The sequence below is a fragment of the Paenibacillus melissococcoides genome (assembly GCA_944800085.1).
In the GTDB taxonomy this organism is placed as follows: Bacteria; Bacillota; Bacilli; order Paenibacillales; family Paenibacillaceae; genus Paenibacillus_B; species Paenibacillus_B melissococcoides.
This window is the reverse complement of the sequence record CALYLO010000007.1, coordinates 152,501-175,072: the sequence shown is the minus strand read 5'-3', so window position 1 is coordinate 175,072 and position 22,572 is coordinate 152,501. Positions and strand designations below refer to the sequence as shown.

At 55.9% G+C, this 22,572-nt stretch carries 19 protein-coding genes, 1 other RNA gene and 1 riboswitch (1 of these 21 running past the window's edge); of the genes, 19 read left to right on the top strand and 1 reads right to left on the bottom strand.

Annotated features, from left to right (window positions below; genetic code table 11):
* The first annotated feature begins 46 nt into the window (after positions 1–46).
* The 4 genes from OCY70_RS23805 (at position 47) to tenA (ending at position 5,607) form a co-directional block, all read left to right on the top strand.
* Positions 47–1,816, top strand: coding sequence for a sensor histidine kinase (locus OCY70_RS23805; protein ID WP_213429457.1), 1,770 nt, complete (start codon positions 47–49; stop codon positions 1,814–1,816).
* Entirely contained in the window at positions 1,810–2,565 is a 756-nt protein-coding gene (locus tag OCY70_RS23800; RefSeq protein ID WP_213429456.1) for a LytR/AlgR family response regulator transcription factor, read from the top strand. Before OCY70_RS23805 ends, OCY70_RS23800 begins: the two co-directional genes overlap by 7 nt.
* 201 nt (positions 2,566–2,766) lie before the next feature.
* On the top strand, positions 2,767–4,563 hold the full coding sequence (cstA, locus tag OCY70_RS23795) for a carbon starvation protein CstA (protein ID WP_213429455.1): 1,797 nt from the start codon (positions 2,767–2,769) through the stop codon (positions 4,561–4,563).
* 117 nt (positions 4,564–4,680) lie between these two features.
* Positions 4,681–4,785: riboswitch (TPP riboswitch) on the top strand.
* Between the two features lie 129 nt (positions 4,786–4,914).
* Positions 4,915–5,607 carry a thiaminase II gene (gene tenA, locus OCY70_RS23790; protein WP_213429454.1) on the top strand — a complete coding sequence of 231 codons (693 nt, stop codon included), beginning with the start codon at positions 4,915–4,917 and terminating at the stop codon, positions 5,605–5,607.
* Positions 5,608–6,399: 792 nt separating this feature from the next.
* Here the strand turns inward: tenA and OCY70_RS23785 are convergent.
* Positions 6,400–7,554, bottom strand: coding sequence for a S8 family peptidase (locus tag OCY70_RS23785; RefSeq protein ID WP_213429453.1), 1,155 nt, complete (start codon positions 7,552–7,554; stop codon positions 6,400–6,402).
* A gap of 387 nt (positions 7,555–7,941) precedes the next feature.
* Here OCY70_RS23785 and rpoE point away from each other — a divergent pair, with 387 nt between their 5' ends.
* The 15 genes from rpoE to OCY70_RS23710 all read left to right on the top strand — a co-directional run.
* Complete coding sequence (gene rpoE / locus OCY70_RS23780) at positions 7,942–8,487, top strand: DNA-directed RNA polymerase subunit delta (protein WP_213429452.1); 546 nt, start codon at positions 7,942–7,944, stop codon at positions 8,485–8,487.
* Between the two features lie 535 nt (positions 8,488–9,022).
* Positions 9,023–10,624 carry a CTP synthase gene (locus tag OCY70_RS23775; protein ID WP_213429451.1) on the top strand — a complete coding sequence of 534 codons (1,602 nt, stop codon included), beginning with the start codon at positions 9,023–9,025 and terminating at the stop codon, positions 10,622–10,624.
* Between the two features lie 216 nt (positions 10,625–10,840).
* The gene (locus OCY70_RS23770; RefSeq protein WP_213429450.1) at positions 10,841–11,242 is read left to right on the top strand and encodes a response regulator; all 402 of its coding nucleotides are present in this window, start codon (positions 10,841–10,843) and stop codon (positions 11,240–11,242) included.
* Between the two features lie 248 nt (positions 11,243–11,490).
* The gene (gene fba / locus OCY70_RS23765) at positions 11,491–12,345 is read left to right on the top strand and encodes a class II fructose-1,6-bisphosphate aldolase (RefSeq protein ID WP_168183010.1); all 855 of its coding nucleotides are present in this window, start codon (positions 11,491–11,493) and stop codon (positions 12,343–12,345) included.
* Positions 12,346–12,500: 155 nt separating this feature from the next.
* Positions 12,501–13,754, top strand: coding sequence for a UDP-N-acetylglucosamine 1-carboxyvinyltransferase (locus OCY70_RS23760; protein WP_213429449.1), 1,254 nt, complete (start codon positions 12,501–12,503; stop codon positions 13,752–13,754).
* A 290-nt stretch (positions 13,755–14,044) separates the two neighbouring features.
* Positions 14,045–15,337, top strand: a complete 1,293-nt coding sequence (gene rho, locus OCY70_RS23755; protein WP_168183008.1) for a transcription termination factor Rho — start codon at positions 14,045–14,047, stop codon at positions 15,335–15,337.
* Between the two features lie 163 nt (positions 15,338–15,500).
* A complete protein-coding gene (gene rpmE / locus OCY70_RS23750) occupies positions 15,501–15,698 on the top strand; it encodes a 50S ribosomal protein L31 (protein ID WP_213429448.1) in 198 nt (65 codons plus the stop codon).
* Positions 15,699–15,849: 151 nt separating this feature from the next.
* Positions 15,850–16,815, top strand: coding sequence for a helix-turn-helix transcriptional regulator (locus OCY70_RS23745; RefSeq protein ID WP_213429447.1), 966 nt, complete (start codon positions 15,850–15,852; stop codon positions 16,813–16,815).
* A gap of 4 nt (positions 16,816–16,819) precedes the next feature.
* The gene (locus tag OCY70_RS23740) at positions 16,820–17,332 is read left to right on the top strand and encodes a hypothetical protein (protein ID WP_213429446.1); all 513 of its coding nucleotides are present in this window, start codon (positions 16,820–16,822) and stop codon (positions 17,330–17,332) included.
* A gap of 165 nt (positions 17,333–17,497) precedes the next feature.
* Positions 17,498–17,765, top strand: an RNA gene (ffs, locus tag OCY70_RS23735) — signal recognition particle sRNA large type.
* Between the two features lie 181 nt (positions 17,766–17,946).
* Positions 17,947–19,095, top strand: a complete 1,149-nt coding sequence (locus tag OCY70_RS23730) for an ATP-binding protein (protein ID WP_213429445.1) — start codon at positions 17,947–17,949, stop codon at positions 19,093–19,095.
* A gap of 128 nt (positions 19,096–19,223) precedes the next feature.
* Positions 19,224–20,987 (top strand): DNA polymerase III subunit gamma/tau, encoded by a 1,764-nt coding sequence (gene dnaX / locus OCY70_RS23725; protein ID WP_213429444.1) that lies wholly within the window; start codon positions 19,224–19,226, stop codon positions 20,985–20,987.
* A gap of 37 nt (positions 20,988–21,024) precedes the next feature.
* Complete coding sequence (locus OCY70_RS23720) at positions 21,025–21,336, top strand: YbaB/EbfC family nucleoid-associated protein (RefSeq protein WP_213429443.1); 312 nt, start codon at positions 21,025–21,027, stop codon at positions 21,334–21,336.
* Positions 21,337–21,562: 226 nt separating this feature from the next.
* Complete coding sequence (gene recR / locus OCY70_RS23715) at positions 21,563–22,162, top strand: recombination mediator RecR (protein ID WP_213429442.1); 600 nt, start codon at positions 21,563–21,565, stop codon at positions 22,160–22,162.
* Between the two features lie 155 nt (positions 22,163–22,317).
* Positions 22,318–22,572 carry the 5' portion of a DUF2508 family protein gene (locus OCY70_RS23710; protein ID WP_213429441.1) on the top strand. Its footprint extends 18 nt past the window's final position, so 255 of the gene's 273 nt are visible here — the first part of the coding sequence; its start codon is at positions 22,318–22,320; its stop codon lies beyond the right edge, outside the window.

The window sequence follows — 22,572 nt, the reverse complement described above, 5'->3', positions numbered from 1 at the left end:
CTCAGGTATAATAGAAGCACAATCATCATAAGAGAAGGTGAGGCCCATGGTTCACCTGCTTCCGTTAATGCTGGAGCGGGTCGGTATATTGCTGATTATCGCGTTTGTGCTGTCGCGGATGAAATCATTTCGGCAGATCATCCAGAACGAGCATGGCAATGCAGAAAAGCTGATGCTGATCATCGTCTTCGGCGCATTCGGAATTGTAAGCAATTATACCGCCGTCCAGATTCATGACAATCTCATCTCGACCCAGGCGTGGAACGCCGGCGTTGATAGCGGCAGCGCGCTCGCCAACACGCGCATTATGGGGGTGGCCATCGGCGGGCTGCTCGGCGGTCCCCTGGTCGGGACAGGCGTCGGCCTGCTCGCGGGCATTCACCGGCTGACGCTCGGCGGCTACACCGCCTTCGCCTGCGGCATCTCGACGATACTCGCCGGGATGGTCACCGGGCTGATCGGTAAGCGCTTCCGCGTTCAGAACCGTTATGCCGCCTGGCATGCGGCCCTTATCGGCATCTTGATGGAGGCCGTGCAGATGGGCATCATACTGCTGGCGGCCGAGCCCCGGACCCATGCGCTGGAGCTGGTCAAAATGATCAGCGTGCCCATGATTGCCGTGAACGGCTTCGGCACGCTGCTCTTCATGCTGATTATCCAGTCGATATTCCAGGAGGAGGAGCGGACCCGCGCCTTGCAGACCCACCAGGCGCTGTACATCGCGGATCAGACGCTGCCTTATTTCCGCCAGGGCTTGAATGCCCATTCCTGCCGGGAGGCGGCCCTTATTATATTGAAGGAGACCAATGCCGACGCCATCTCGATCACGAATGAGCATCAGATACTGGCCCATGTCGGAGCAGGCTCCGATCATCACGTGCCGCTCCAGCCGATCTCGACCCAGTTGACGCAGACGGTGCTGAAGGAAGGACGGATTCATATGGCGAGATCGCGGGAGGAGATCCACTGCCTCAATCCGGATTGCGTCCTGCAGGCGGCCCTCGTGCTGCCGCTCCAGGCGCATCACCGGACCGTGGGCACCTTGAAGCTGTATTTCGCCCGTTCCTCGCAGCTCGATCAAGTCGAGCAGGAGCTGGGGGAAGGGCTGAGCAAGCTCTTCTCCACCCAATTGGAGCTGGCCGAGGCGGAATTGCAGAGCAAGCTGCTTCGCGACGCGGAGATTAAGGCGCTGCAGGCCCAGATTCATCCGCACTTCCTCTTCAACGCCTTCAACACGATCTCGGTGCTGTGCCGGACCGATCCGGAGAAGGCCCGCGATCTGCTGCAGCAGCTCAGCATCTTCTTCCGCAGCAATCTGCAGGGCGCACGGACGATGCTCATCCCGCTGCACAAAGAACTGGAGCATGTGGAAGCGTATTTATCCCTGGAGCAGGCGCGCTTCCCGGACAAGTATACCGTCTCGACCGATATCGATCCGGAGCTGGAGGATGTCCTCGTGCCACCGTTCACGCTCCAGCCTCTCGTCGAGAACGCGGTGCGCCATGCTTTCCCCCGCGGCGCGGCTCTGCCCTGCGGGAGCGTGACCCTGCAAGCGTACCGGGAAGGCGATCGGATGATTCTGCTGACCCGGGACAACGGCCAAGGGATAGCGAAGGACATCCAGGGGGCGCTTGGCAAGCAGGCCGTCGATTCGGCGGAGGGCACCGGAACGGCGCTGTACAACATCCGGCAGCGAATGGCCGAGATATACGGGAAGCAGGCCTCCTTCCGGATAGACAGCGAGCCCGGACAGGGGACGACCGTGATGATCGCCGTGCCGATTCAGTTCCATGAATGGAGGGAAGCGTCATGCTGAAGGCCTTTGTCGTCGATGACGAGCCGTTGGCAAGAGATGAGCTGATTTATTTGCTGAGAAGGACGAGGCAGGTGGAGGTCGTTGGCGAAGCGGACGCGGTGGAGGACGCCTTGGCGGGAGTCGCTGCGGCGCAGCCGGATGTGGTCTTCCTCGATATTGAGCTGCAGGAAGAGAGCGGGCTCGATATCGCCGGCCGGCTGCGGGAGCTGGACACGCCGCCTGATGTCGTGTTCGCCACCGCATATGATGAATTTGCGTTGAAGGCGTTCGAGCTGAACGCCGCCGACTATATATTGAAGCCGTTCGACGAGCAGCGGGTGCAGCAGACGATCCGCAAGCTGCTTCGCCTTCACGAGCGGGAGTCCTATTCGGCTTCGGCATCGCCCGCCGCCCGGGGCGGGATGGCGGAGCGGGAGCGGCAGGAGCGTCTGGCCATCACGGTTGACGAGCGGATTATCGTGCTGCATGTCAACGATATCGTCTACCTCGGGTTCGAAGAGGGGAAGACGGTCATCGCGACGACGGAGCGGAAATACAAGGTCGGCGAATCGCTGACCCAACTGGAGCGGAAGCTGAATCATCCTTCCATCCTCCGCGTCCACCGGGCGTTCCTCGTTCATCTGGATCGCATCGTGGAGATTCAGCCGTGGTTCCATTCGACCTGCCATCTTCGGATGCAGGACGGATCCCGCATTCCGGTCAGCCGCACCTATATGAAGGAATTGAAGCAGCTGCTCGGGATGTCATGAAGCCTGATTCGGCCGAATCCGGATCGGGCTCTCCCGATCGCAATGGCGATGAGGGCGTCCGGGCGAGGGGTGTAACCGCTTGCATTTCGAAGGGGCCTTTTTGCAGTTGAATCGGCCTCTATCGCATTCTGTCATGAAAACGAAGCAGGGAAGCTTTCATATTGTATGATGACTCCAAAACGATTGCAGGGAGTGGTACACATGAATGCGGTAATGATTGTAATCGGATCGATATGCATCCTGATGATCGCGTACCGGCTGTACGGAACGTTCATGGCGGCCAAAGTGCTGAAGCTGGACGATTCCAAGCCGACCCCGGCCCATGAACTGAATGACGGCAAAGATTATGTCCCTACCAACAAGTGGGTCACCTTCGGCCACCATTTCGCCGCGATCGCGGCGGCCGGGCCGCTCGTCGGCCCGATACTGGCGGCGCAGTTCGGCTACTTGCCCGGCCTGCTGTGGCTGCTTATCGGCGCGGTCATCGGCGGCGCGGTGCATGATGCCGTCGTCTTGTTCGCCTCGATGCGCAAGCAGGGCAAGTCGCTCTCCGAGGTCGCGAAGGACGAGCTCGGCCCGGTAGCCGGCTTCTGCACCGGCCTGGCGATGCTCTTCATCATTACGATTACGATGGCCGGACTCTCGATGGTCGTGCTCCACGCATTGGAGCATAACCCATGGGGCACCTTCGCCGTCGGGATTACGATTCCGATCGCGATGGGCGTCGGCTTGTTCTACAAGAAGACGGGGAATCTGAAGCTCGCTTCCGGGATCGGCTTCCTTCTGCTCATGGCCGGCGTATTCCTCGGGCCCTCCATCCAAGGCACCGTCCTGGGCGACTGGCTGACGCTGGATACGAAGACGCTGGCCCTCCTGCTGCCGATCTATGCGTTCTTCGCGGCGGCCCTGCCCGTCTGGCTGCTCCTGGCGCCGCGGGACTACTTGAGCAGCTTCATGAAAATCGGCGTCTTCATCGCTCTTATCGCCGGCGTCTTCATCATCAATCCGGCGATCCCGTTCCCGGTCTTCACGGAGTTCGTGAACGGAGGCGGCCCGATACTGGCCGGACCGGTCTGGCCGTTCATCTCGATCACGATCGCCTGCGGAGCCATATCCGGCTTCCATGCCTTCGTCGGCTCAGGCACGACGCCGAAAATGATTAACCGCTGGAGCGACATCAAGGTGGTCGGCTTCGGCGCGATGCTTGTCGAATCCCTGGTAGGAATTATGGCGCTTATTGCGGCGGCGGCGCTGCAGCCGGCCGACTATTTCGCGATTAATGCGGCGCCGGAAGTATTCAAGACGCTCGGAATGTCGACCGTGCATCTGCCGGAGCTGGCGCAGCAGATCGGCCTCGATCTCGAAGGGCGGACCGGCGGAGCCGTCACCTTGGCCGTCGGCATGACGTATATTTTCACCAAAATTCCGTGGTTCAGCCACTTATCGTCCTACTTTTTCCAGTTCGTCATCATGTTCGAGGCGGTCTTCATTCTGACGGCGATTGACGCCGGCACCCGGGTGGCCCGCTATCTCATTCAAGACTTCTTCGGCGACATCTACAAGCCGCTGAAGCAGGTCGATTGGGTGCCCGGCTCCATCTTCGCCAGCGCTTTGGCCTGTCTGATGTGGGGATACTTGCTCTACTCGGGCGATATCGGCTCCGTCTGGGCGCTCTTCGGCGTCTCCAACCAGCTGATGGCATCGATCGGGCTCATTGTCGGGGCGACAGTCATTCTGAACATCGCGGATAAGCGGAGATACATGCTGACCTGTCTCATTCCGCTCGCGTATTTGTTCGTCACGGTCAACTATGCCGGTTACTGGATGGTCAAGAACGTCTATCTGAACCCGTCCGCTTCCGGGTACAGCGTGCTGAACGCCGCGCTGTCCATCATTATGCTGGTGCTCGGCATCGTCATTATGGTATCCGCCATCAAGAAGTGGATTGAACTGTGGAACGGGCCGCGGGCGAATCTCGAACCGCTTAGCGTCACATGAACGGTTCGGGATCGCTTGTCCGGCAGGCGCTTCGGCCTGCGGGCAATGAATCGGGAAGAATAGTTTGACAAAATTGGGAATCGAAGCTAAAGTAAGACGTGACAGTGAACTTTATACGAAATCCGCTGGGGGAGCCGCGCAAGGCGGCTGAGACAAGAGACGCTTGGACCCTTTGAACCTGATCCGGTTAATACCGGCGTAGGGAAGTGGAGACGGCCTTCACAGGTTCGAGTTGAAGCTCAGTTTAATGATGACTTGACGAAGCCGCTCCATTTCGGGGCGGCTTTTTTGTATGGCCGCGCCGGCTCCTCCTGATTGGATTTCATCGAAAATGAGGCGGAGGTGCTGAGTATGGCCCGTTTTACAGAAGAGCTCCGGCGTACGGCGGATCCGATTTTTGCGGCGATTTTTGCGCATCCGTTCGTTCGGGGCATTGCGGAAGGAACGTTGGCGAAGGAACAGCTCATTCACTATGTCAAGCAGGATTTTGAATACTTGAACGCTTTTATCCGGGTATACGGGATTGCGATCTCCAAATGCGACCACCGCGCCGCGATGGCTCTATTTAACGAGCAAATCTCGTTTATTCTGGACAGCGAGACGCATCCGCATCAAAATTTTTGCGATGTCGCCGGGGTGACGTACGAAGAACTGCAAGGCTTCCCCCTGGCCCCTTCGGCCAATCACTATGTCAACCATATGCTGACGGTCGCTCACGGAGGAACGCGGGAGGATATCGTGGCGGCATTGCTGCCCTGCCCTTGGACGTATACCGAAATCGGCCGCAGGCTGCTGGAGGAAGTGAAGCCGGATTCATCCCATCCGTTCTATGACTGGATGCATTTTTATGGAGATCGGGAGAGCGGGATCACGATGCAGCTTCGCCAGCTGCTTGATGAGTGGGCGGAGTCTTTGCCTGTCGCCCGCAAGCAGCGGCTGGAGGAGCATTTTCTGACCAGCTGCCAGTTGGAATATCTGTTCTGGGACATGGCCTACACGTTGGAGGACTGGCCGGCGCCTGTCCCGGAAGCGGTGCGGGCGTGAATCCAGGAGGGGCAGCCGCTTCCCGGCACTATCAAGGAGCATCAAGGAACGGCAGCTCCCTCGTGCATCAAATGACGAATACGGTATGCGGTCGTCGTCAAGGGAATATCATTCCTGTCATGGCCGCGATGGAACGCCCAATTCCTGCTGTAATGCAGGATTCTGCCTCGGTTCGGGGCTTGACTGAGCATCATTCCTGCAAATGTACATCATTTTCCCGGCAGAATTCGAGTTTGAGCAGAAATGCCCGGTGATTGCTGTATATTTGCAGGATTTTCTATTGCAAGACGCGGCAACGGGGGACAAAGCTGCAGTTTTGCATCATTGTATGGAGATCCGAGCCATGAGACCCTGTTCCGAGAAACGCTGCGGCATTCCGCAGAGCAGAAGCCCAGTGTCCAACAGAGCAAGAGGCCCGGCATTCCGCAGAGCAGAAGCCCAGTGTCCAGCAGAGCAGAGGCCCGGCATTCCGCAGAGCAGAAGCCCAGTGTCCAGCAGAGCAGAGGCCCGGCATTCCGCAGAGCAGAAGCCCAGTGTCCAGCAGAGCAGAGGTCCGACATTCCGCAGAGCAGAAGCTGAGTGTCCAACAGAGCGGAGGCCCAACGTTCCACAGGCTCGGAAGTTACTTCCTCGCCGGAACGGGAAGAGCCCCTCCGGGGGCCCATTCGCGGGGAGCGCTGATCGGGGCGGGGCGCTCGGCAGCCCGTCATTCCGGAGAGGGACGATTGCATGCGCATATCCCATCCCTGGCTGACCGCTTCTGGCCCGGCCAGGGATACTGCTAGGCGACCGCTACAGCCGCTCGGCTTCCTTCAGCAGCCGCATCACGTCGACCTCCCCCGGCGCCTTGGCCTGGAGGTTCCGGGTCTTGCGGCCGCGGACCGGGTTCGCCGTCCGCCGGAGCAAAGCCTTGATCTCGCCCGGCTTCAAGCGCGGCCGCATGGCAAGCAGGAGCGCGATCGCGCCGCTGATATGCGAGGTGGCCATCGAGGTGCCGCTCATCTCGTGATATTTGCCCTTAATCCAGGAGGACACGATCTTCTCGCCGGGGGCGTAAATATCGACGAATTGCCCCCGGTTGCTGAACGGCGCAATCCGCCGCATGCGATCGGTCGCCCCGACCGAGATCGTCTGGGGATAGCGGGCCGGGTAATCGATGGACTTGCGCTTCGCGTCGTTCCCGGATGAAGCGACGACGGTGACCCCGGATTGATAGGCCTGGGTCACCGCTTGCAGCAGCGACTTGCTGCGGGATTTCATGCCGAAGCTCATATTGACGATGTGCATCCCGTTGCGGACGCACCATTCAATGCCTTGGATAATATCAGACACATAAGCAGCCCCGTTCTCATCAAATGATTTCACGGGATGGATTAAGGCGCGGGGAGCCACGCCGATAATGCCGTACATTTGATTGGCCGCAGCTATCGTGCCCGCAATATGGGTGCCGTGACCGTTGTCATCATACGGCGGCATGCCGCGGTGAACGAAGTTGACTCCGCGCATCAGCGACTGGCGGAGATCGGGGTGGCGGTAATCGGCGCCGGTGTCGATCACGCCGATATGCACGCGGTGGCCTGTGGTCGTTCCCCATGCCTGCGGAGCCTTGATCTGCCGCACGCCCCACGGAATCCCCCGCTCCCAGGAGACCGGCCTGTGGGAAGCGGCCTGAATCGCGATCAACGCGTCGTCCTCGATCGTGAACTCGTTCGGATACCGTGACAGCAGCTCTGCAACTGATTCGGGAACCGGGCAACTCCAGGCGCGGATGAGCGGAAGTTCGCGGATATGCGGGAGCTCGGGCCGATCCCGGCGAAGCGTGCGGAGCGCCTCGCTGAGTGCGGCGAACCGCTCCGGCCGATGGAAGCGAATCAACCGCTTCGCTGCAGGCCGTCCGCTGAAGGACATCTCTTGAAGCAATATGTGCAATAAGGCCGTCATATCCAATGTCGAGTCCCTCCCGACAATTCCTTGTGGGGTATCGTATGCCAAGGGCAGGAGGGTGGACTGGGGTAGCTGCCTTTTTTGCGAAAGTTAGGCCTTCTTCCGTGTCAAAAGGCGGCTGCGGACATAGGATGAAGAAGAGCCGGCGAAGGGCTTTGCACACGGTAGACGAGGTGTAAACCTGTCTGTGGTGCGGATACAGTCGAACGCGAAGGGATCCCCTTCGCGTTTCTTTTTTCCATCTATGGCAGGGAAAGCAGACAGACATGTGGCATTTTTTTGTCCGCGTCGGATAAACTTGCTTTTTCATGGAAAATCGGTTTTACTTAGGTGTGAAACTGGATATGATCGTAGTTATCCGTTTGAACCTTTGAGAGAGGATGTGTCCTTATGAGCACCCCGTTGGAATTGAATCTGGATCCCGACAAAGTGCAAGAAATGCCGATGGTGGATATTGCTTTCCTCGTCTTGAAAGCAGCCAACACGCCTTTCTACTACCGTGATCTGATGAATGAAGTTGCGAAGCTTCGCGGACTTAGCGAAGAGCAAATTAATGATGTCATTGCACAGTTATATACGGAAATCAACATTGATGGCCGCTTCGCGTGCGTAGGGAACAATCTCTGGGGCTTGAAGCGCTGGTATCCTGTCGATCGCTCGGAAGAGTCGATGGGCACGAAGCGTCCTCGCATCATTAACGACGACGACGATGATCTGGAAGACGACGATATGTTCGTCGAAGAGGACGACAGCTACAACAATGATGAAGACTTCGACTTCGTGGACGAAGACGGCGAAGACGATGAAGACATGTATGTGGATGAAGAAGAGGATGCGGAGGTAGAAGAGGAAGTCATTATCGATGATGAAGAGATCGATGAAGACAATCCTGACGAGGAAGAAGAGCCGGATATGGACGAGGATGACAATCGGTAATCGGAATCCGAGCCAGCGGCTGTGACGGACCGTTTGCTTATGTTTCCCGGGCGATCTCCTTCGAGGCGCTTCGGCGGGGGGATAAGCAAACGGTTTTTTATCTGGATCCTCCCCTCTGCTCTGGGCTTGTATGCTCCTTGTCCCGCATGCCGGAGCCGGGCCGCTGCCGCCTGGAAGCGGCGGAAATCCCCTCCTTGTGCTGGGCGAATCTGGATCGTGGCGAGGCCGCGATCAATTGGCTGGAAAATCCGCAAACGTTCCCTTGACACGGCATGTCCTACAGAGTAAACTAGCATATGGGCTTTTGATTTGTTTGTAATTGAATAGGTTGATTGACGCTAAAAGATGAAAGTGCCCCGTGACACTACGGGAGTCACTTTTTTATTTTTTTATTGACATTTTTTCATCAATTTTTCTCGTGCAAATGGGTTACGATAACATCAGGCAGCATGTGATTTCTTCGAACCCTGACTCAAGAGTCAAAGCCTCCCGAGAACATGTCTTGTATGCATTTGATCATAGGAGGGTTTCACCAGTGGCAAAGTATATTTTTGTGACGGGCGGCGTTGTATCTTCTCTAGGCAAAGGGATCACTGCAGCGTCCCTGGGAAGATTGCTGAAGAATCGGGGGCTGAAGGTTACGATTCAAAAGTTCGACCCCTATATTAACGTAGATCCGGGTACGATGAGCCCGTATCAGCACGGCGAAGTGTTCGTTACCGATGACGGAGCAGAGACCGACCTCGATCTTGGACACTACGAGCGCTTCATCGACATCAACCTGTCGAAGAACAGCAATGTTACGACCGGCAAGGTTTATTCATCGGTCATCTCCAAAGAACGCCGCGGTGAATATCTGGGCGGCACCGTTCAAGTGATTCCGCATATTACGAATGAGATCAAGGAGCGCGTCTTCCGCGCCGGCAAGGAAGCCGGTTCCGACGTGGTCATCACCGAGATCGGCGGCACCGTCGGCGACATTGAGAGCCTTCCGTTCCTGGAAGCCATCCGCCAGATTAAGAGCGATGTCGGCCGCGACAACGTCATGTACATCCATGTCACTCTGATTCCATACATCAAGGCTGCCGGCGAAGTGAAGACGAAGCCGACACAGCACAGCGTGAAGGAGCTCCGGAGCATCGGGATTCAGCCGAACATGCTCGTATGCCGGACAGAGCACGCCTTGTCCGAGGACTTGAAGCGCAAGATCGCGCTCTTCTGCGATATTGATGCCAATGCCGTCGTGGAATGCCGCGACGCCTCCACTTTGTACGAAGTGCCGCTGATGCTTCGCGATCAAGGCATGGATGACATTGTCGTCAATCATTTGAAGCTGGAGACGAAGCAGCCGGATATGACCGAGTGGATCAAGCTCGTCGATCGCGTGAAGCAGCTCCAGGGGCAAGTCGAGATTGCGATCGTGGGTAAATATGTGGCTCTGCACGATGCGTACCTGTCTGTCGTCGAAGCATTGGCGCACGCAGGGTTCGATGCGAATACGGAAGTGAACATCCGCTGGGTGAACGCGGAGGAGATTACGGACGACAACGCGCGGGAGAGCCTTGAGGGCGTGCACGGCATTCTGGTGCCGGGCGGCTTCGGAGACCGCGGCATTGAAGGCAAAGTATCGGCGATCCGCTATGCCCGCGAGCAGAAGATTCCGTTCTTCGGGATTTGCCTCGGCATGCAGGTGGCGGTTATCGAATATGCCCGTTCCGTGCTGGGCATGACAGGAGCGAACAGCTCGGAGATCAATCCGTCGACCGATTACCCGGTCATCGACCTGCTGCCTGAACAGAAGGATATCGAGGATCTGGGCGGAACGATGCGTCTGGGATTGTATCCGTGCAAGCTTCAGGAAGGTTCGCTTGCGATGGCAAGCTATCAGGACGAGCTGGTGTATGAGCGCCATCGTCACCGTTATGAATTCAACAATGAATACCGCGAAGCGATGGAGCGCGCCGGTCTGAAGTTCAGCGGCACGTCTCCGGACGGGCGGCTGGTCGAGATCGTGGAACTGGCCGATCATCCTTGGTTCCTGGCGGTGCAATTCCATCCGGAATTCACCTCCCGTCCGAATCGCCCGCAGCCGCTATTCCGGGAGTTTGTCCGGGCGGCCGTGGCGCACCGCGGATAATGATCCAGGCGGAAATTCCCATTATGGGGATTTCTGCCTATTTTTTGCACTTCGTAAGGGGAAGTTCATGTTTTTCCGTATTTCAAGCAGGATTTTAATATATCAAGGCGAATAAGTACCATTATTCTTGCTTTGGAAAAAAAAGCATGTTCATACGAGGCGACGCCTGTCTTAGCGGATGCACTCGCTCGTGTTACACGATGGGAGGGGTACCAGTTGGAGAAGAAGAAAGTATTGATAGTCGATGATCAAAACGGTATTCGGGTTCTTCTGATGGAAGTATTCAGCAGCGAAGGATACTCGACCTACCAAGCTTCCAACGGGAAGGTTGCATTGAACATCGTGCGTGAGGAATCTCCGGATATTGTCTTGCTGGACATGAAGATTCCGGGCATGGACGGCTTGGAAATTTTGAAGCAGATTAAGAAGATGGAGCCGCAGATGAAAGTCATTATGATGACAGCCTACGGAGAGCTGGACATGATCAAGGAAGCGACCGATCTTGGCGCGATCATGCATTTTACGAAGCCGTTCGACATTGATGAGATGAGAGTGGCGGTGAACATGACGCTGCAACAGGACCATTCGGCGTCGAACCCGGCGAATATGACGACATGACCCGTTACGCAAGGCAATGACATAGGTTTGAACGATGCTGGGCGCTGACACCCGGCTTCTTTGTTTTGGGCGGGCACGGATGAATGGCGAAGCGCGGAAATGGCGGTCTAATGGCGGCTTGGAAGCGGCAGGGTTTGTCAAGAGGTTGTTTACTTTTTTACGGTCAAATGTGATATAATAACTCCGTACTGGATGTCGGCTAACTACAGAAATACAGACAAAGACAACTTCTTAGGAGGATGGAGACCATGCCATTAGTTTCGATGAACGAATTCCTGCCAAAAGCAAAAGCGGGCAAATTTGCGGTGGGCCAATTCAACATTAACAACCTAGAATTCACTCAAGCGATTACGGAAGCAGCCATGGAAGAGAATGCGCCAATCATCTTCGGTGTATCCGAAGGGGCATTGCGTTACATGGGAATGGAATATACGGTTGCCATGGCGGAAGCGGCTGCGAAGAAATCCGGCTTGCCAATCGCTTTGCATCTTGACCACGGCAGCACATTTGAAGTCGCTATGGCTTGTATCCGTGCAGGATTCTCTTCCGTCATGTTCGACGGATCCCATCATGCATATGAAGACAACATTCGCTTGACCAAGGAAGTCGTTAAAGCGGCTCATGCGATGGGCGTATCCGTCGAGGGCGAATTGGGAACTATCGGCGGGGTCGAAGACGACCTGGAAGTGGATGAAGCATCCGCACAACTGGCGAAGCCGGAAGAAGCGATTCGTTTCTACGAAGAAACGGGCGTAGACGCGCTGGCGATTGCGGTAGGCACGGCCCACGGCATGTACAAAGGCGAGCCAAAACTTCACTATGATATCATTGAAGCGGTAGCTTCCAAAATTCCTGTGCCAGTCGTGCTTCATGGCGGTTCCGGGGTGCCTGACGAATCCATCCGCAAGGCAATCGCGGCAGGCGCCGGCAAAATCAACGTGAACACCGAGAACCAAGTCGCTTGTACGGCGGCGATTCGCGAAGCATTGGCGAAGGATGCCGATATGATCGACCCTCGTAAATATTTGACTCCGGCTCGTAAAGCGATGGTGGAAGTCGTTCGCGCCAAAATTCGCTTGTTCGGCAGCAACAACCAAGCGTAACAAGCGCAATTCCATAGTTAATACTACGTTTACGAATGCGGGAATAGCACCGGTTCGCCGGTGTTCTTCCCTTTTTGCTTTATGGGGAGCCGATACAGTCCGGATGTCGCCGGCTATCGGGGGTGTCAGCAACGCATGGGAGGAACTGGCTTGACATGGAGAAGTTAATGATTAGCGGCGGTCGGCCGCTTCGAGGCTCTGTTCAGATCAGCGGTGCCAAAAATAGCGCGGTTGCGCTTATTCCTGCAGCAATCCTTGCGGAGACGGAAGTCGTACTGGATAATTTGCCCGAACTGAGCGATGTCGCCACTTATATGGAGATCTTGATGGAGCTTGGCGGACAGGTTAGCTGGGAGGGTTCCTGTCTGCGCATCGATCCGTCGCGGATGATTTCGGTACCGATGCACAATGGACCCGTCAAAAAACTGCGGGCCTCCTACTATTTGATGGGCGCGCTTCTGGGCCGGTTCGGCGAAGCGACCATCGGCATGCCGGGCGGCTGCAATTTCGAGCCTCGCCCGATCGATCAGCATATCAAAGGTTTTGAAGCTTTAGGCGCGACGGTGACGAACGATCACGGCTCCGTCCATATTTACGCGCGGGAACTTCGCGGCGCCAAGATCTATTTGGATGTCGTCAGTGTAGGGGCGACCATTAATATTATGCTTGCGGCCTCGCGCGCCAAGGGCACTACGATTATTGAAAATGCGGCCAAAGAGCCTGAAATTATAGATGTTGCCACACTGCTTAATGCGATGGGCGCCCGCATCAAGGGAGCGGGCACGGAGACGATCCGCATTGAAGGCGTGGACAGCCTGCGCGGCTGCACGCACTCGATTATTCCGGACCGCATTCAGGCGGGAACGTATATGATTGCGGCTGCGGCCACTTGCGGCGATATTCTGATTGACAACGTTATCCCTAAACATCTGGAAGCCCTTACGGCGAAGCTGGAAGAAATGGGCGTGCGCGTCATCGAGGGCGATGAATCGCTTCGCGTTATCGGACAGCCCGAATATAACAGCATCGATGTGAAGGCGCTTGTATATCCCGGATTCCCGACGGATCTCCAATCCCCGATGACCAGCTTGCTGACGCAAGCCAAAGGGGTGAGCATGCTGACGGATCTCGTGTACAGCAGCCGGTTCAAGCATGTCCCGGAGCTGGCTCGCATGGGGGCCAAAATTCGGGTCGAAGGGCGAACCGCCGTCATCGAGGGCAAAAGGCTGAATGCGGCGAAGGTGAGAGCATCCGATCTGCGTGCCGGCGCTGCGCTCGTAATTGCCGGCTTGACGGTAGATACCGATGTCACGGAGATTTCAGGAGTCGAATTTATCGACCGCGGGTATGATCATCTCGTGTCCAATTTGCGCAATCTTGGCGCCGATGTATGGCGTCAGGTGGAATAAATCGATTCTGTTGGGGTAAAGATAGGTTAATAATAGATTGATATGGGCACAATCCATACAGAGACAAGATTTCTATTTCTACGATATATCAACCTATGACGAAGAATTGGCTGCCTCTGGCTCACCATCTTCTCATCTTCATTCCGTCCACGATTTCTTTCCGGTGAAACAGCCCATCAATACAATGACATAGATAAAAGAGCAACTGCTGTATTCCCGTGCTGAATAAGGGAAATGGACTTATTGATACGACATTGTCCGCATTTCATAACAGAATAGGAGTTGTATTCATGGATTTACAAATTTCCGATTTGGAAACGAAGAAATTGACCGAATTGTACAAGCTGGCGAAGGAGTTCCAGATTCCGGGCTATGGTCAATTGAAGAAAAAAGAATTGATTTTCGCGATTTTGCGCGCGCAAGCGGAGCAGGGCGGCTATATGTTCATGGAGGGCGTTCTTGACATTTTGCCGGAAGGCTTCGGCTTCCTCCGGCCGATTAACTATTTGCCCAGCGCGGAAGATATTTATATCTCGCAGTCGCAAATTCGTAGATTCGATCTGAGAACGGGGGATGTCGTTTCCGGCAAGTGCCGCCCTCCGAAAGAGAACGAGCGTTATTTCGGGCTGCTGCAGATTAATGCCGTGAATGGCGAAAATCCTGAAGATGCCGCGCAACGGCTGCACTTTCCTGCATTAACTCCTCTTTACCCGCAGAAGAAGCTGGTGCTCGAAACTTCCCCATCCCGCATTTCAACACGGATTATGGATTTGATCGCTCCTGTCGGCTTGGGACAGCGCGGCTTGATCGTCGCACCGCCTAAGGCCGGAAAGACGCTGCTCTTAAAAGAAATCGCGAACAGCATCTCGGAGAACAATCCTGAAATTGAGCTGTTCGTGCTTCTGATCGACGAGCGCCCGGAAGAGGTCACCGACATGCAGCGTTCCGTCAAGGGCGAAGTCGTGGCATCCACATTCGATGAAGTGCCAGAAAATCATATCAAGGTCGCCGAGCTGGTGCTTGAGCGTGCGCTTCGCCTTGTGGAGCACAAGAAGGACGTCGTTATCCTGCTGGACAGCATCACCCGGCTGGCACGGGCCTATAACCTGGTTATTCCGCCATCGGGCCGAACGCTGTCGGGCGGTATCGATCCGGCTTCCTTCCATCGTCCGAAGCGCTTCTTCGGTTCGGCGCGCAATATCGAGGAAGGCGGCAGCCTGACCATTCTGGCGACGGCGCTGGTCGAGACCGGGTCGCGCATGGATGATATCATCTACGAGGAATTCAAAGGCACAGGCAACATGGAGCTGCACCTGGATCGCAAATTGGCGGAACGGCGCATTTTCCCGGCCATCGATATCCGACGCTCCGGCACGCGCCGCGAGGAGATGCTGCTATCGAAGGAAGAGCTCGACAAGCTGTGGATGATTCGGAAAAATATGAACGAAACGCCAGAATTCATCGATCAGTTCCTCAAGAAGCTGCGTGATACGAAGACGAACACGGAATTCCTGGCAACCTTGGATGCCAACGGCAACACGCCGACGCCGACGCGCCGTACCCGGAGCACCTCAGTCAGCTAATAGAGAGCGCCGGGGCGAGATTCGACGAGCCGACAGACGCTGCGGCTCTTCCCGATACGCTACTTTCTGGTTGCGCTGTTGGGCGGGCCGTGCTATAATTCATTATTGTTCTATATAACTCTGGGAACGCAAAGGGCTCAGGGCGGAAAGAAGGTGAATTCGAATGAAAGAAGCGATTCAACCAAAATACCACATTACAACGGTAACTTGCGCATGCGGTAATACGTTCGAAACAGGTTCGGTTAAGGAAAACCTGAAAGTAGAGGTGTGCTCGGCTTGCCATCCGTTCTTCACAGGCAAACAGAAGTTTGTCGATGCGGGCGGTCGTGTGGATAGATTTAAGAAGAAATATGGCATGTAATACGTTAAATATAGACTCTCTTGCTGGTGACAGCGAGGGGGTTTATTTTTTTATGCGGACGCGACGTCGAGCACAAAATGTCAAAACCGCATCCGATTCGGCCGGGTATGCTAGAGAGGAAAGCCGGGATGTCAGGAAGGAGCGTGTTCGAATGGGAGGAAGGGAGCATGAGCGGTGGATACGCCAGGCGGTGGCTTATATTGAACGGCATCTGACCGATGACGTGAACTTTGATGATGTAGCCCGCCACACGGCAGTGTCCCGCTTTCATCTGCATCGGGTATTCCAGAGGCAGTTGGGGTACAGCGCGGCTTCCTACTTGCGGGAGCGGCGTCTCGCCAGGGCCGCGGCCGATCTGCTCCGGACGAACAAGCGGATTCTGGACATCGCGCTGGAATACCGCTTCGCCGGGCAGGACTCCTTCACGCGCGCGTTCAAGCGCGCCTACGGCATGACGCCCCACCAATACCGGAGCGGCTTCCGGATATTTCATCGAACGGAGGAGGGATTGATGGTGAGTGATGTATTTGATGACGTGGCGCAGCCGTCCAACCCGCTGCGGGCTCCGCAGACCGCGCCCCAAGGATGGCTCATAACCGGGCTCTATCCGCATGAATACACGGCAGGCATCGATCGGGTTCAGGTGCACCGGGGCAAGGCGTCCGGGACGCTGCGGGGAGATGCGTCGGCCAAGCCGGACGGCTTCGGGACGCTGATGCAGATGTTCGATGCCGGACAATATAGAGGACGAAGAATCCGGCTCAATGGATTTATGAAATCGGAGCGGGTAAAGCAGTATGCAGGGATGTGGATGCGCGTGGACGGGCCGGAGGAGAAGGTGCTTGCCTTCGACAATATGACGGCCCGTCCGATACAGGGCACGACCGAATGGGCGCTGTATACGATCGTGCTGGATGTGCCCGAGCAGGCGGAGTCGATTGCCTTCGGGGCGCTGCTTAGCGGACCGGGACAGATCTGGATAGACGGCCTGCGCTTCGAGGAGGTCGACGAGACCGTCCCGGTTACCGATATGCTGCCGGAGATCGGGCAGTCCCTGCCTGCCGCCCCGGTCAATCTTGACTTTGAGGCCGATCTCTCCGCTCCGGGGCAGGAGTGACATCATGGCCGAGAAACTGTTCGGCTTCGGCTTCGGATATCTCATCCGGCTCTTGCGGGGCGACCTGTCCCCCGCGCTGCTTCTTGCGGCCGGAGCGATGCTGCTGCTGGCCGCCGCCGTAGAGGTGTGGGGGAAGCGGCGCTACCAAGCCTGGATACAGGCGGAACGGGGCAGCCATCCGCCGCATGAGGGGAAGTTCTCCCGCCTCGCAGCCGAAAGCCTGCTGTCCATGGCGGGAGCGCTGGTCGTGTGGGGCGTCATCTATGGAATGCTTGTCCTGGCCAAGGGGGCATTTCCGGCATGGGGCTGGCCGGAGCAGACGGAGGCGAATCCGGCCCTGGCATGGCTGAGCCTGCTTGTCGCATACAGCATCATGATTGGCTTCGGTTATCTCCATTTGCTGTTCATCGGCCGCAGACTGAGCTTCAGCCCGTTCTGGATTGATTCGGGACAGCGTGGATGGTGCTGGTCACCTGCGCCTTCCTTCGCTTGTATCCGCTGGACAACACGCATATAGGCGCATATGGGCTGTGCGGCTTCATTAGCGCCTCGGGCACGCTGCTGTTATGGGGCTTACGAGAGGCCGAAGCCAAGGCGGAGAAGGAAGCGGCGGAGGACCGGGAAGCTGTAAACAATTGACTTTGGTTGCACTTTCGGCACAGATCGTCTATACTAAGTTATGCCGTGCTAGACGGGGAGGTAGCGGTGCCCTGTAACTCGCAATCCGCTATAGCGAGGTTGAATTCCTGTTAGAGGTTTTGTTGATGTGAGGCTTGGTATTCGTCTTTGGTGTTGACGGCTGGGTCCTTCGCAATGAATACCTATGAATCTGGTCAGGTCCGGAAGGAAGCAGCCATAAGTAGGGTTTTTCATGTGCCGGAGGGAAGCCTGGCCTGAGCTGTAAGACGAGGGTGCCGCTCGGATCACAATTATCAATAACAGGTGCACGGTTCCAATATCGAATGTCCAACACCGAGCGAATCGGTGTTTTTTGTTCTCTACTTATGAAGATATGCTCAAATATTAAAGTAAGAAGGCAGGATTTTTTTTGCGTTTACGGAATACTATACATATCTCCCAGCATCAAGAGGGAGCGGTAGAGATGGGCGAAAAATACGATGAGGTGAGCCTATGACGGAATTGAATCAGCCTCTTGGTTCTCAGCAAGCGTGTACCCTCTCCTCTGCCGGATCGACAGAGGGCCAGGATCAGGAGCAAGGAAAGCTGAATTTGCTGCAGCAGTTTGCGGGTGCTTTTTTGCAGGACGTCAATCTGGGCATCCTGCTCCTCGATGTCCAGTTCCGCCTGGTGGATATTAGCGACATGGCGTGCCGGATCCTCGGGTGGACCAAGCCCGAAGTGCTGCATCGCCGGGTCAATGACCTGTTCGGCGAGATGCCGACGGAGTACCATCTTGTGCAGCGGTCGCTTCTGGAAGGTGTCGTCACCCATAACCATGCTGTCTCCTGGACCAACGGTTCGGATCGCTATGAACTGCTGATGGACTCGAACGTACACCGGGATGAGCAGGCTCAGATTGTTGGCGCTTACGTGCTGCTCAAGGATGTGTCCAATCTGCGATCGCTCGAAGAGCAAGTGCAGCGCAGCGACAGACTGGCCATGATCGGCCAGATCGCGGCCGGAACGGCTCATGAGATACGGAACCCGCTAACCTCGATCAAGGGCTTCCTGCAAATGTTCAAGAAGAAGCTCGACGAGCATGGCATGATCAAGGAAGTGCATTACACCGATATTATGCTGACCGAGATTAACCGGATCAACGAATTGGTCGGCGAGTTTTTGCTGCTGAGCAAGCCGAAGCATCTGACGATAGAGCGGGTGAATCTCCACCAGGTGCTGGGCGAGATTCTGCCTATCATTCAGAATGAGGCGGTTCTTCATGCGGTTCAGGTCAATTACAAGGCGGACGAGCCGCTGCCTTTGGTCATCGGCGACCGCGAGCTGCTCAAGCAGGTGTTCATTAATATTGCCAAAAACGGCATCGAAGCGATGAGTGAAGGCGGCGTGTTGAACGTGACGGCAAGACGGGATGACGAGAGCAAGCGGGTCCTGATCGACATTCAGGATTCGGGTCCGGGCATTCCTTGCTACATTATCGACAAAATTTTCGATCCGTTCTTCACGACCAAGGCGAACGGCACAGGTCTAGGATTATCGGTCTGCCAGCGGATTATTCATGATTTGGGCGGCTCGATACGGGTTTCGACCAAAGGCTACGGCACGACCTTCACCCTTTATTTCCCATTCCCGGCGCCATAAATCGCCGCATTTTCGAACATCATAGGAGTCATGAACAGCCGTTTTCCTGATTGCCAAAGAGAGGGAATGGCTGTTTTTTTACAATTTGTGATATAGTATAATAAGAAAAACGCTCTCGAGGTTACAGCATGGGACATATTGCATTGTATCGCGCTTGGCGGCCACAGTCATTCGGTGACATGGTTGGACAACAGCATATTATTCAGACATTGCAAAACTCGCTGCGTGAGCGGCGATTTTCGCATGCCTACCTTTTCAGCGGTCCCCGGGGTACCGGCAAGACCACCGCTGCGAAGATCATGGCCAAAGCGGTCAACTGCGAACAGGGGCCGGGTCCGGAGCCCTGCAATGAATGCGAAGCCTGCCGGCGCATCACCGCCGGTGCGGTCATGGATGTCGTCGAGATCGACGCCGCATCCAACCGGGGCGTGGAAGAAATCCGCGATCTTCGGGAAAAGGTCAAATACGCGCCTTCCGAAGTCCGCCACAAAGTGTATATCATTGATGAGGTTCACATGCTGACGACGGAGGCCTTTAACGCGCTGCTCAAGACGCTGGAGGAGCCTCCCGCTCATGTCATGTTCATTCTGGCCACGACGGAACCTCATCGCCTGCCGGCGACCATCGTCTCCCGGTGCCAGCGGTTTGATTTCCGGAGAGTGACGCTGGAGGAACAGGTGGCCCGTCTGGAGCAAGTGTGCAGGGATGAGGGAATTGAGGCAGACCGGGACAGTCTGGTCTATATCGCGAAGCTGTCGGACGGCGGCATGCGCGATGCGATCAGCCTCCTTGATCAGGCTGCATCCTTCACCGACGGCCGTCTTGACTACCGGCAAGTGCTGGACATTACCGGCGGGATACCGGAGGAACAGTTCGCGGACATCGCCCGCGCCGTTCAAGCCGGGGATGTAGGATCCGTGCTAACCACGGTGGAGTCGATGATGCAGGAAGGGAAGAGCGCAGACAAGTGCATGGAGAGCCTGCTCTACTTTTTCCGCGATCTGTTGATGCTCAAGATGGTGCCGGATGGAGAAGGGCTGACCGATCGTCTGACTCGTGTGGAAGCGTTCCGGGAGCTGGCCGATGCTTTTGAAGCGGCGAGCTTGTTCCGGATTATCGATACCTTGAACCGGTATCAGACGGACATGAAATATGCGGTGCAACCGCAAACGTTATTCGAGGTAGCCTTGCTGCAGTTAGCCGTGCAGAATCAACCGGGGGCGCTGACAAGCCAACCGGAGGCGGCTGAACGGCAGGCCGATCGCTCCGATGCGGTGGGATCTTCTTCCATCGTGCAACAATTGCAGCGTCAAGTTGCGTCATTAGAAGCGAAGCTGAATGAATTGGCGAAGGCGAGAATACCGGACGGGCGTTCAGACGGGGGACAACCCGAACGGGCCCCGGCCGCTACCAGAGCTCCTGCCCGGGTGTCGCGGATGGCGAAACAGCCGCCTCATTTCGAACGGTATACCGCCTTGAAGGATTCCTCCGACTCGAACCGCATCCGCTCCAACTGGGGGCAGGTGCTGCAGCGGGTGAAGGAAGCCGGCGTCACGATTCACGCTTGGCTTGTCAATGGAGAGCCGGTATCGGCACTGGAAGATCGGGTGCTGGTCGCCTTCAAAAATACGATTCACCGGGATACGACCGAGAAGCCCAACAACAAGCAGGTGATTGAGCGTGTCCTGTCCGAAGTGTTCGGCAAGCCGTATCAGCTCGATACGATGATGCTGAAGGATTGGGAAGAGACGGCGGAGCGGTCTGCCGGAGAGAAGGAAGAGCCGGCGTTCCGGCTGGAACCGGAAGGTTCCGAAGCGGAATCGGCGCAAGAACCTTGGATTGACGAGGCACTCCACATGTTCGGGGAAGACCTCGTTGTCATAAAAGAGTAATTATATTATTCTATGTGAAAAAGGAGAAATTACAGCGATGAACAATATGAATCAAATGATGAAACAGGTCAAGAGAATGCAAGAGCAAATGCTGAAGGCCCAGGAGCAACTGGCTGACAAGAAGACGACGGGGACTTCCGGCGGCGGCGCAGTCACTGTTGAAGTGAACGGCCACAAAAAAGTGCTCAGCATTGCGATTAAGCCTGAAGTCGTTGATCCGGAAGATATCGAAATGCTTCAAGATCTCGTAATTACCGCTGTCAATGATGCGCTGACCAAAGCAGAAGATATGGCGAATGACGATATGGCCAAATTTACAGGCGGCATGAAAATTCCAGGCTTGTTCTAATAAGGCGACATGATCGGCATATACCATTCGGTATATGCCCTTCTATTATTGTAGAGGAGTTCAAAAGTCGGCTTTGGCTTCTTGCCGTCTTTGCGGTGCTGAAAACCGGCCTTTTTGAACATGCCCGATAGAGCGGAGATTTCGATCTTGCGGAGTCTGCCGCGCGGATAGCCGGTTCGCGAGAACCGGCGTCCGCATCCTATGCCATTGAAAAGGAGAGGCAGCCTTGTATTATCCAGAACCGATCGCGAAGTTGATCGAGGCATTTTCCCGCTTGCCGGGCATCGGGCCCAAGACGGCTGCCCGCCTTGCGTTCCACGTGATCCGCATGCCTGAAGATGATGTCATCGATTTCGCCAAAGCATTGGTCAACGTGAAGCGCAATCTGCAATATTGCTCGGTATGCTGCAATATAACCGATTCGGATCCGTGCCGAATCTGTCAAGACAAGACCCGGGATCCTTCCGTCATCTGCGTCGTGCAGGAGACGAAGGATCTGGTGGCCATGGAACGGACCAAGGAGTTCGAGGGGTATTATCATGTGCTGCAGGGCGCAATCTCTCCGATGGAGGGGATTGGGCCGGAGGACATCCGTCTTGCCGAATTGCTGAAGCGGTTAAGCGATGAGCGGGTGAAGGAATTGATCTTGGCCACGAATCCGAATATCGAAGGGGAGGCGACGGCGATGTACATATCTCGTCTGGTGAAGCCCTTCGGTATCCGAGTGACGCGCATTGCCCACGGCTTGCCGGTGGGCGGCGACCTGGAGTATGCCGATGAAGTGACGCTGTCCAAAGCGCTGGAGGGACGGCGGGAAATTCAATAGAAATATGCGTTGAACAGGAATGGCGGCGCATAATATAGCATGAGCGATCTCGGCCCCTGGCATTCAGCCAGGGGCTTTTTGTCAGCATTTTCGGTTCTAGTCTTGTCCCGATTCCCATAACCATAGTTATACCAAGGAGTGGGGAGGGACGGAACATGCGATGGCTGACGATCAAGCGTTGGTTCTCCGGGGTCCAAAAGCAGGAAGAGGCGGAGGCAATCGAACATGAGCAGTTGATGGATGACATTAGACAGGCGCTTCGGGAATGGGAACGGGCCCATTGTCGATTCCAGTATGCGGTTGGCGAAGACGAGGTCGACTATGCGATCTTTACGCTTGAAGCTGCCGAGAAGCGAGTGGCGATGCTCATCAAAAAAGCAAAACGGAATGAACTGCATGCACTTAATCTG

What these genes read in the sequence shown, in the direction of transcription:
- OCY70_RS23805 (WP_213429457.1), top strand. Translation starts at nt 47, where the DNA reads ATGGTTCACCTGCTTCCGTTAATGCTGGAGCGGGTCGGTATATTGCTG.
- OCY70_RS23800 (WP_213429456.1), top strand. Translation starts at nt 1,810, where the DNA reads ATGCTGAAGGCCTTTGTCGTCGATGACGAGCCGTTGGCAAGAGATGAG.
- cstA (WP_213429455.1), top strand. Translation starts at nt 2,767, where the DNA reads ATGAATGCGGTAATGATTGTAATCGGATCGATATGCATCCTGATGATC.
- tenA (WP_213429454.1), top strand. Translation starts at nt 4,915, where the DNA reads ATGGCCCGTTTTACAGAAGAGCTCCGGCGTACGGCGGATCCGATTTTT.
- rpoE (WP_213429452.1), top strand. Translation starts at nt 7,942, where the DNA reads ATGAGCACCCCGTTGGAATTGAATCTGGATCCCGACAAAGTGCAAGAA.
- fba (WP_168183010.1), top strand. Translation starts at nt 11,491, where the DNA reads ATGCCATTAGTTTCGATGAACGAATTCCTGCCAAAAGCAAAAGCGGGC.
- OCY70_RS23760 (WP_213429449.1), top strand. Translation starts at nt 12,501, where the DNA reads ATGGAGAAGTTAATGATTAGCGGCGGTCGGCCGCTTCGAGGCTCTGTT.
- rho (WP_168183008.1), top strand. Translation starts at nt 14,045, where the DNA reads ATGGATTTACAAATTTCCGATTTGGAAACGAAGAAATTGACCGAATTG.
- rpmE (WP_213429448.1), top strand. Translation starts at nt 15,501, where the DNA reads ATGAAAGAAGCGATTCAACCAAAATACCACATTACAACGGTAACTTGC.
- OCY70_RS23745 (WP_213429447.1), top strand. Translation starts at nt 15,850, where the DNA reads ATGGGAGGAAGGGAGCATGAGCGGTGGATACGCCAGGCGGTGGCTTAT.
- OCY70_RS23740 (WP_213429446.1), top strand. Translation starts at nt 16,820, where the DNA reads ATGGCCGAGAAACTGTTCGGCTTCGGCTTCGGATATCTCATCCGGCTC.
- OCY70_RS23730 (WP_213429445.1), top strand. Translation starts at nt 17,947, where the DNA reads ATGACGGAATTGAATCAGCCTCTTGGTTCTCAGCAAGCGTGTACCCTC.
- dnaX (WP_213429444.1), top strand. Translation starts at nt 19,224, where the DNA reads ATGGGACATATTGCATTGTATCGCGCTTGGCGGCCACAGTCATTCGGT.
- OCY70_RS23720 (WP_213429443.1), top strand. Translation starts at nt 21,025, where the DNA reads ATGAACAATATGAATCAAATGATGAAACAGGTCAAGAGAATGCAAGAG.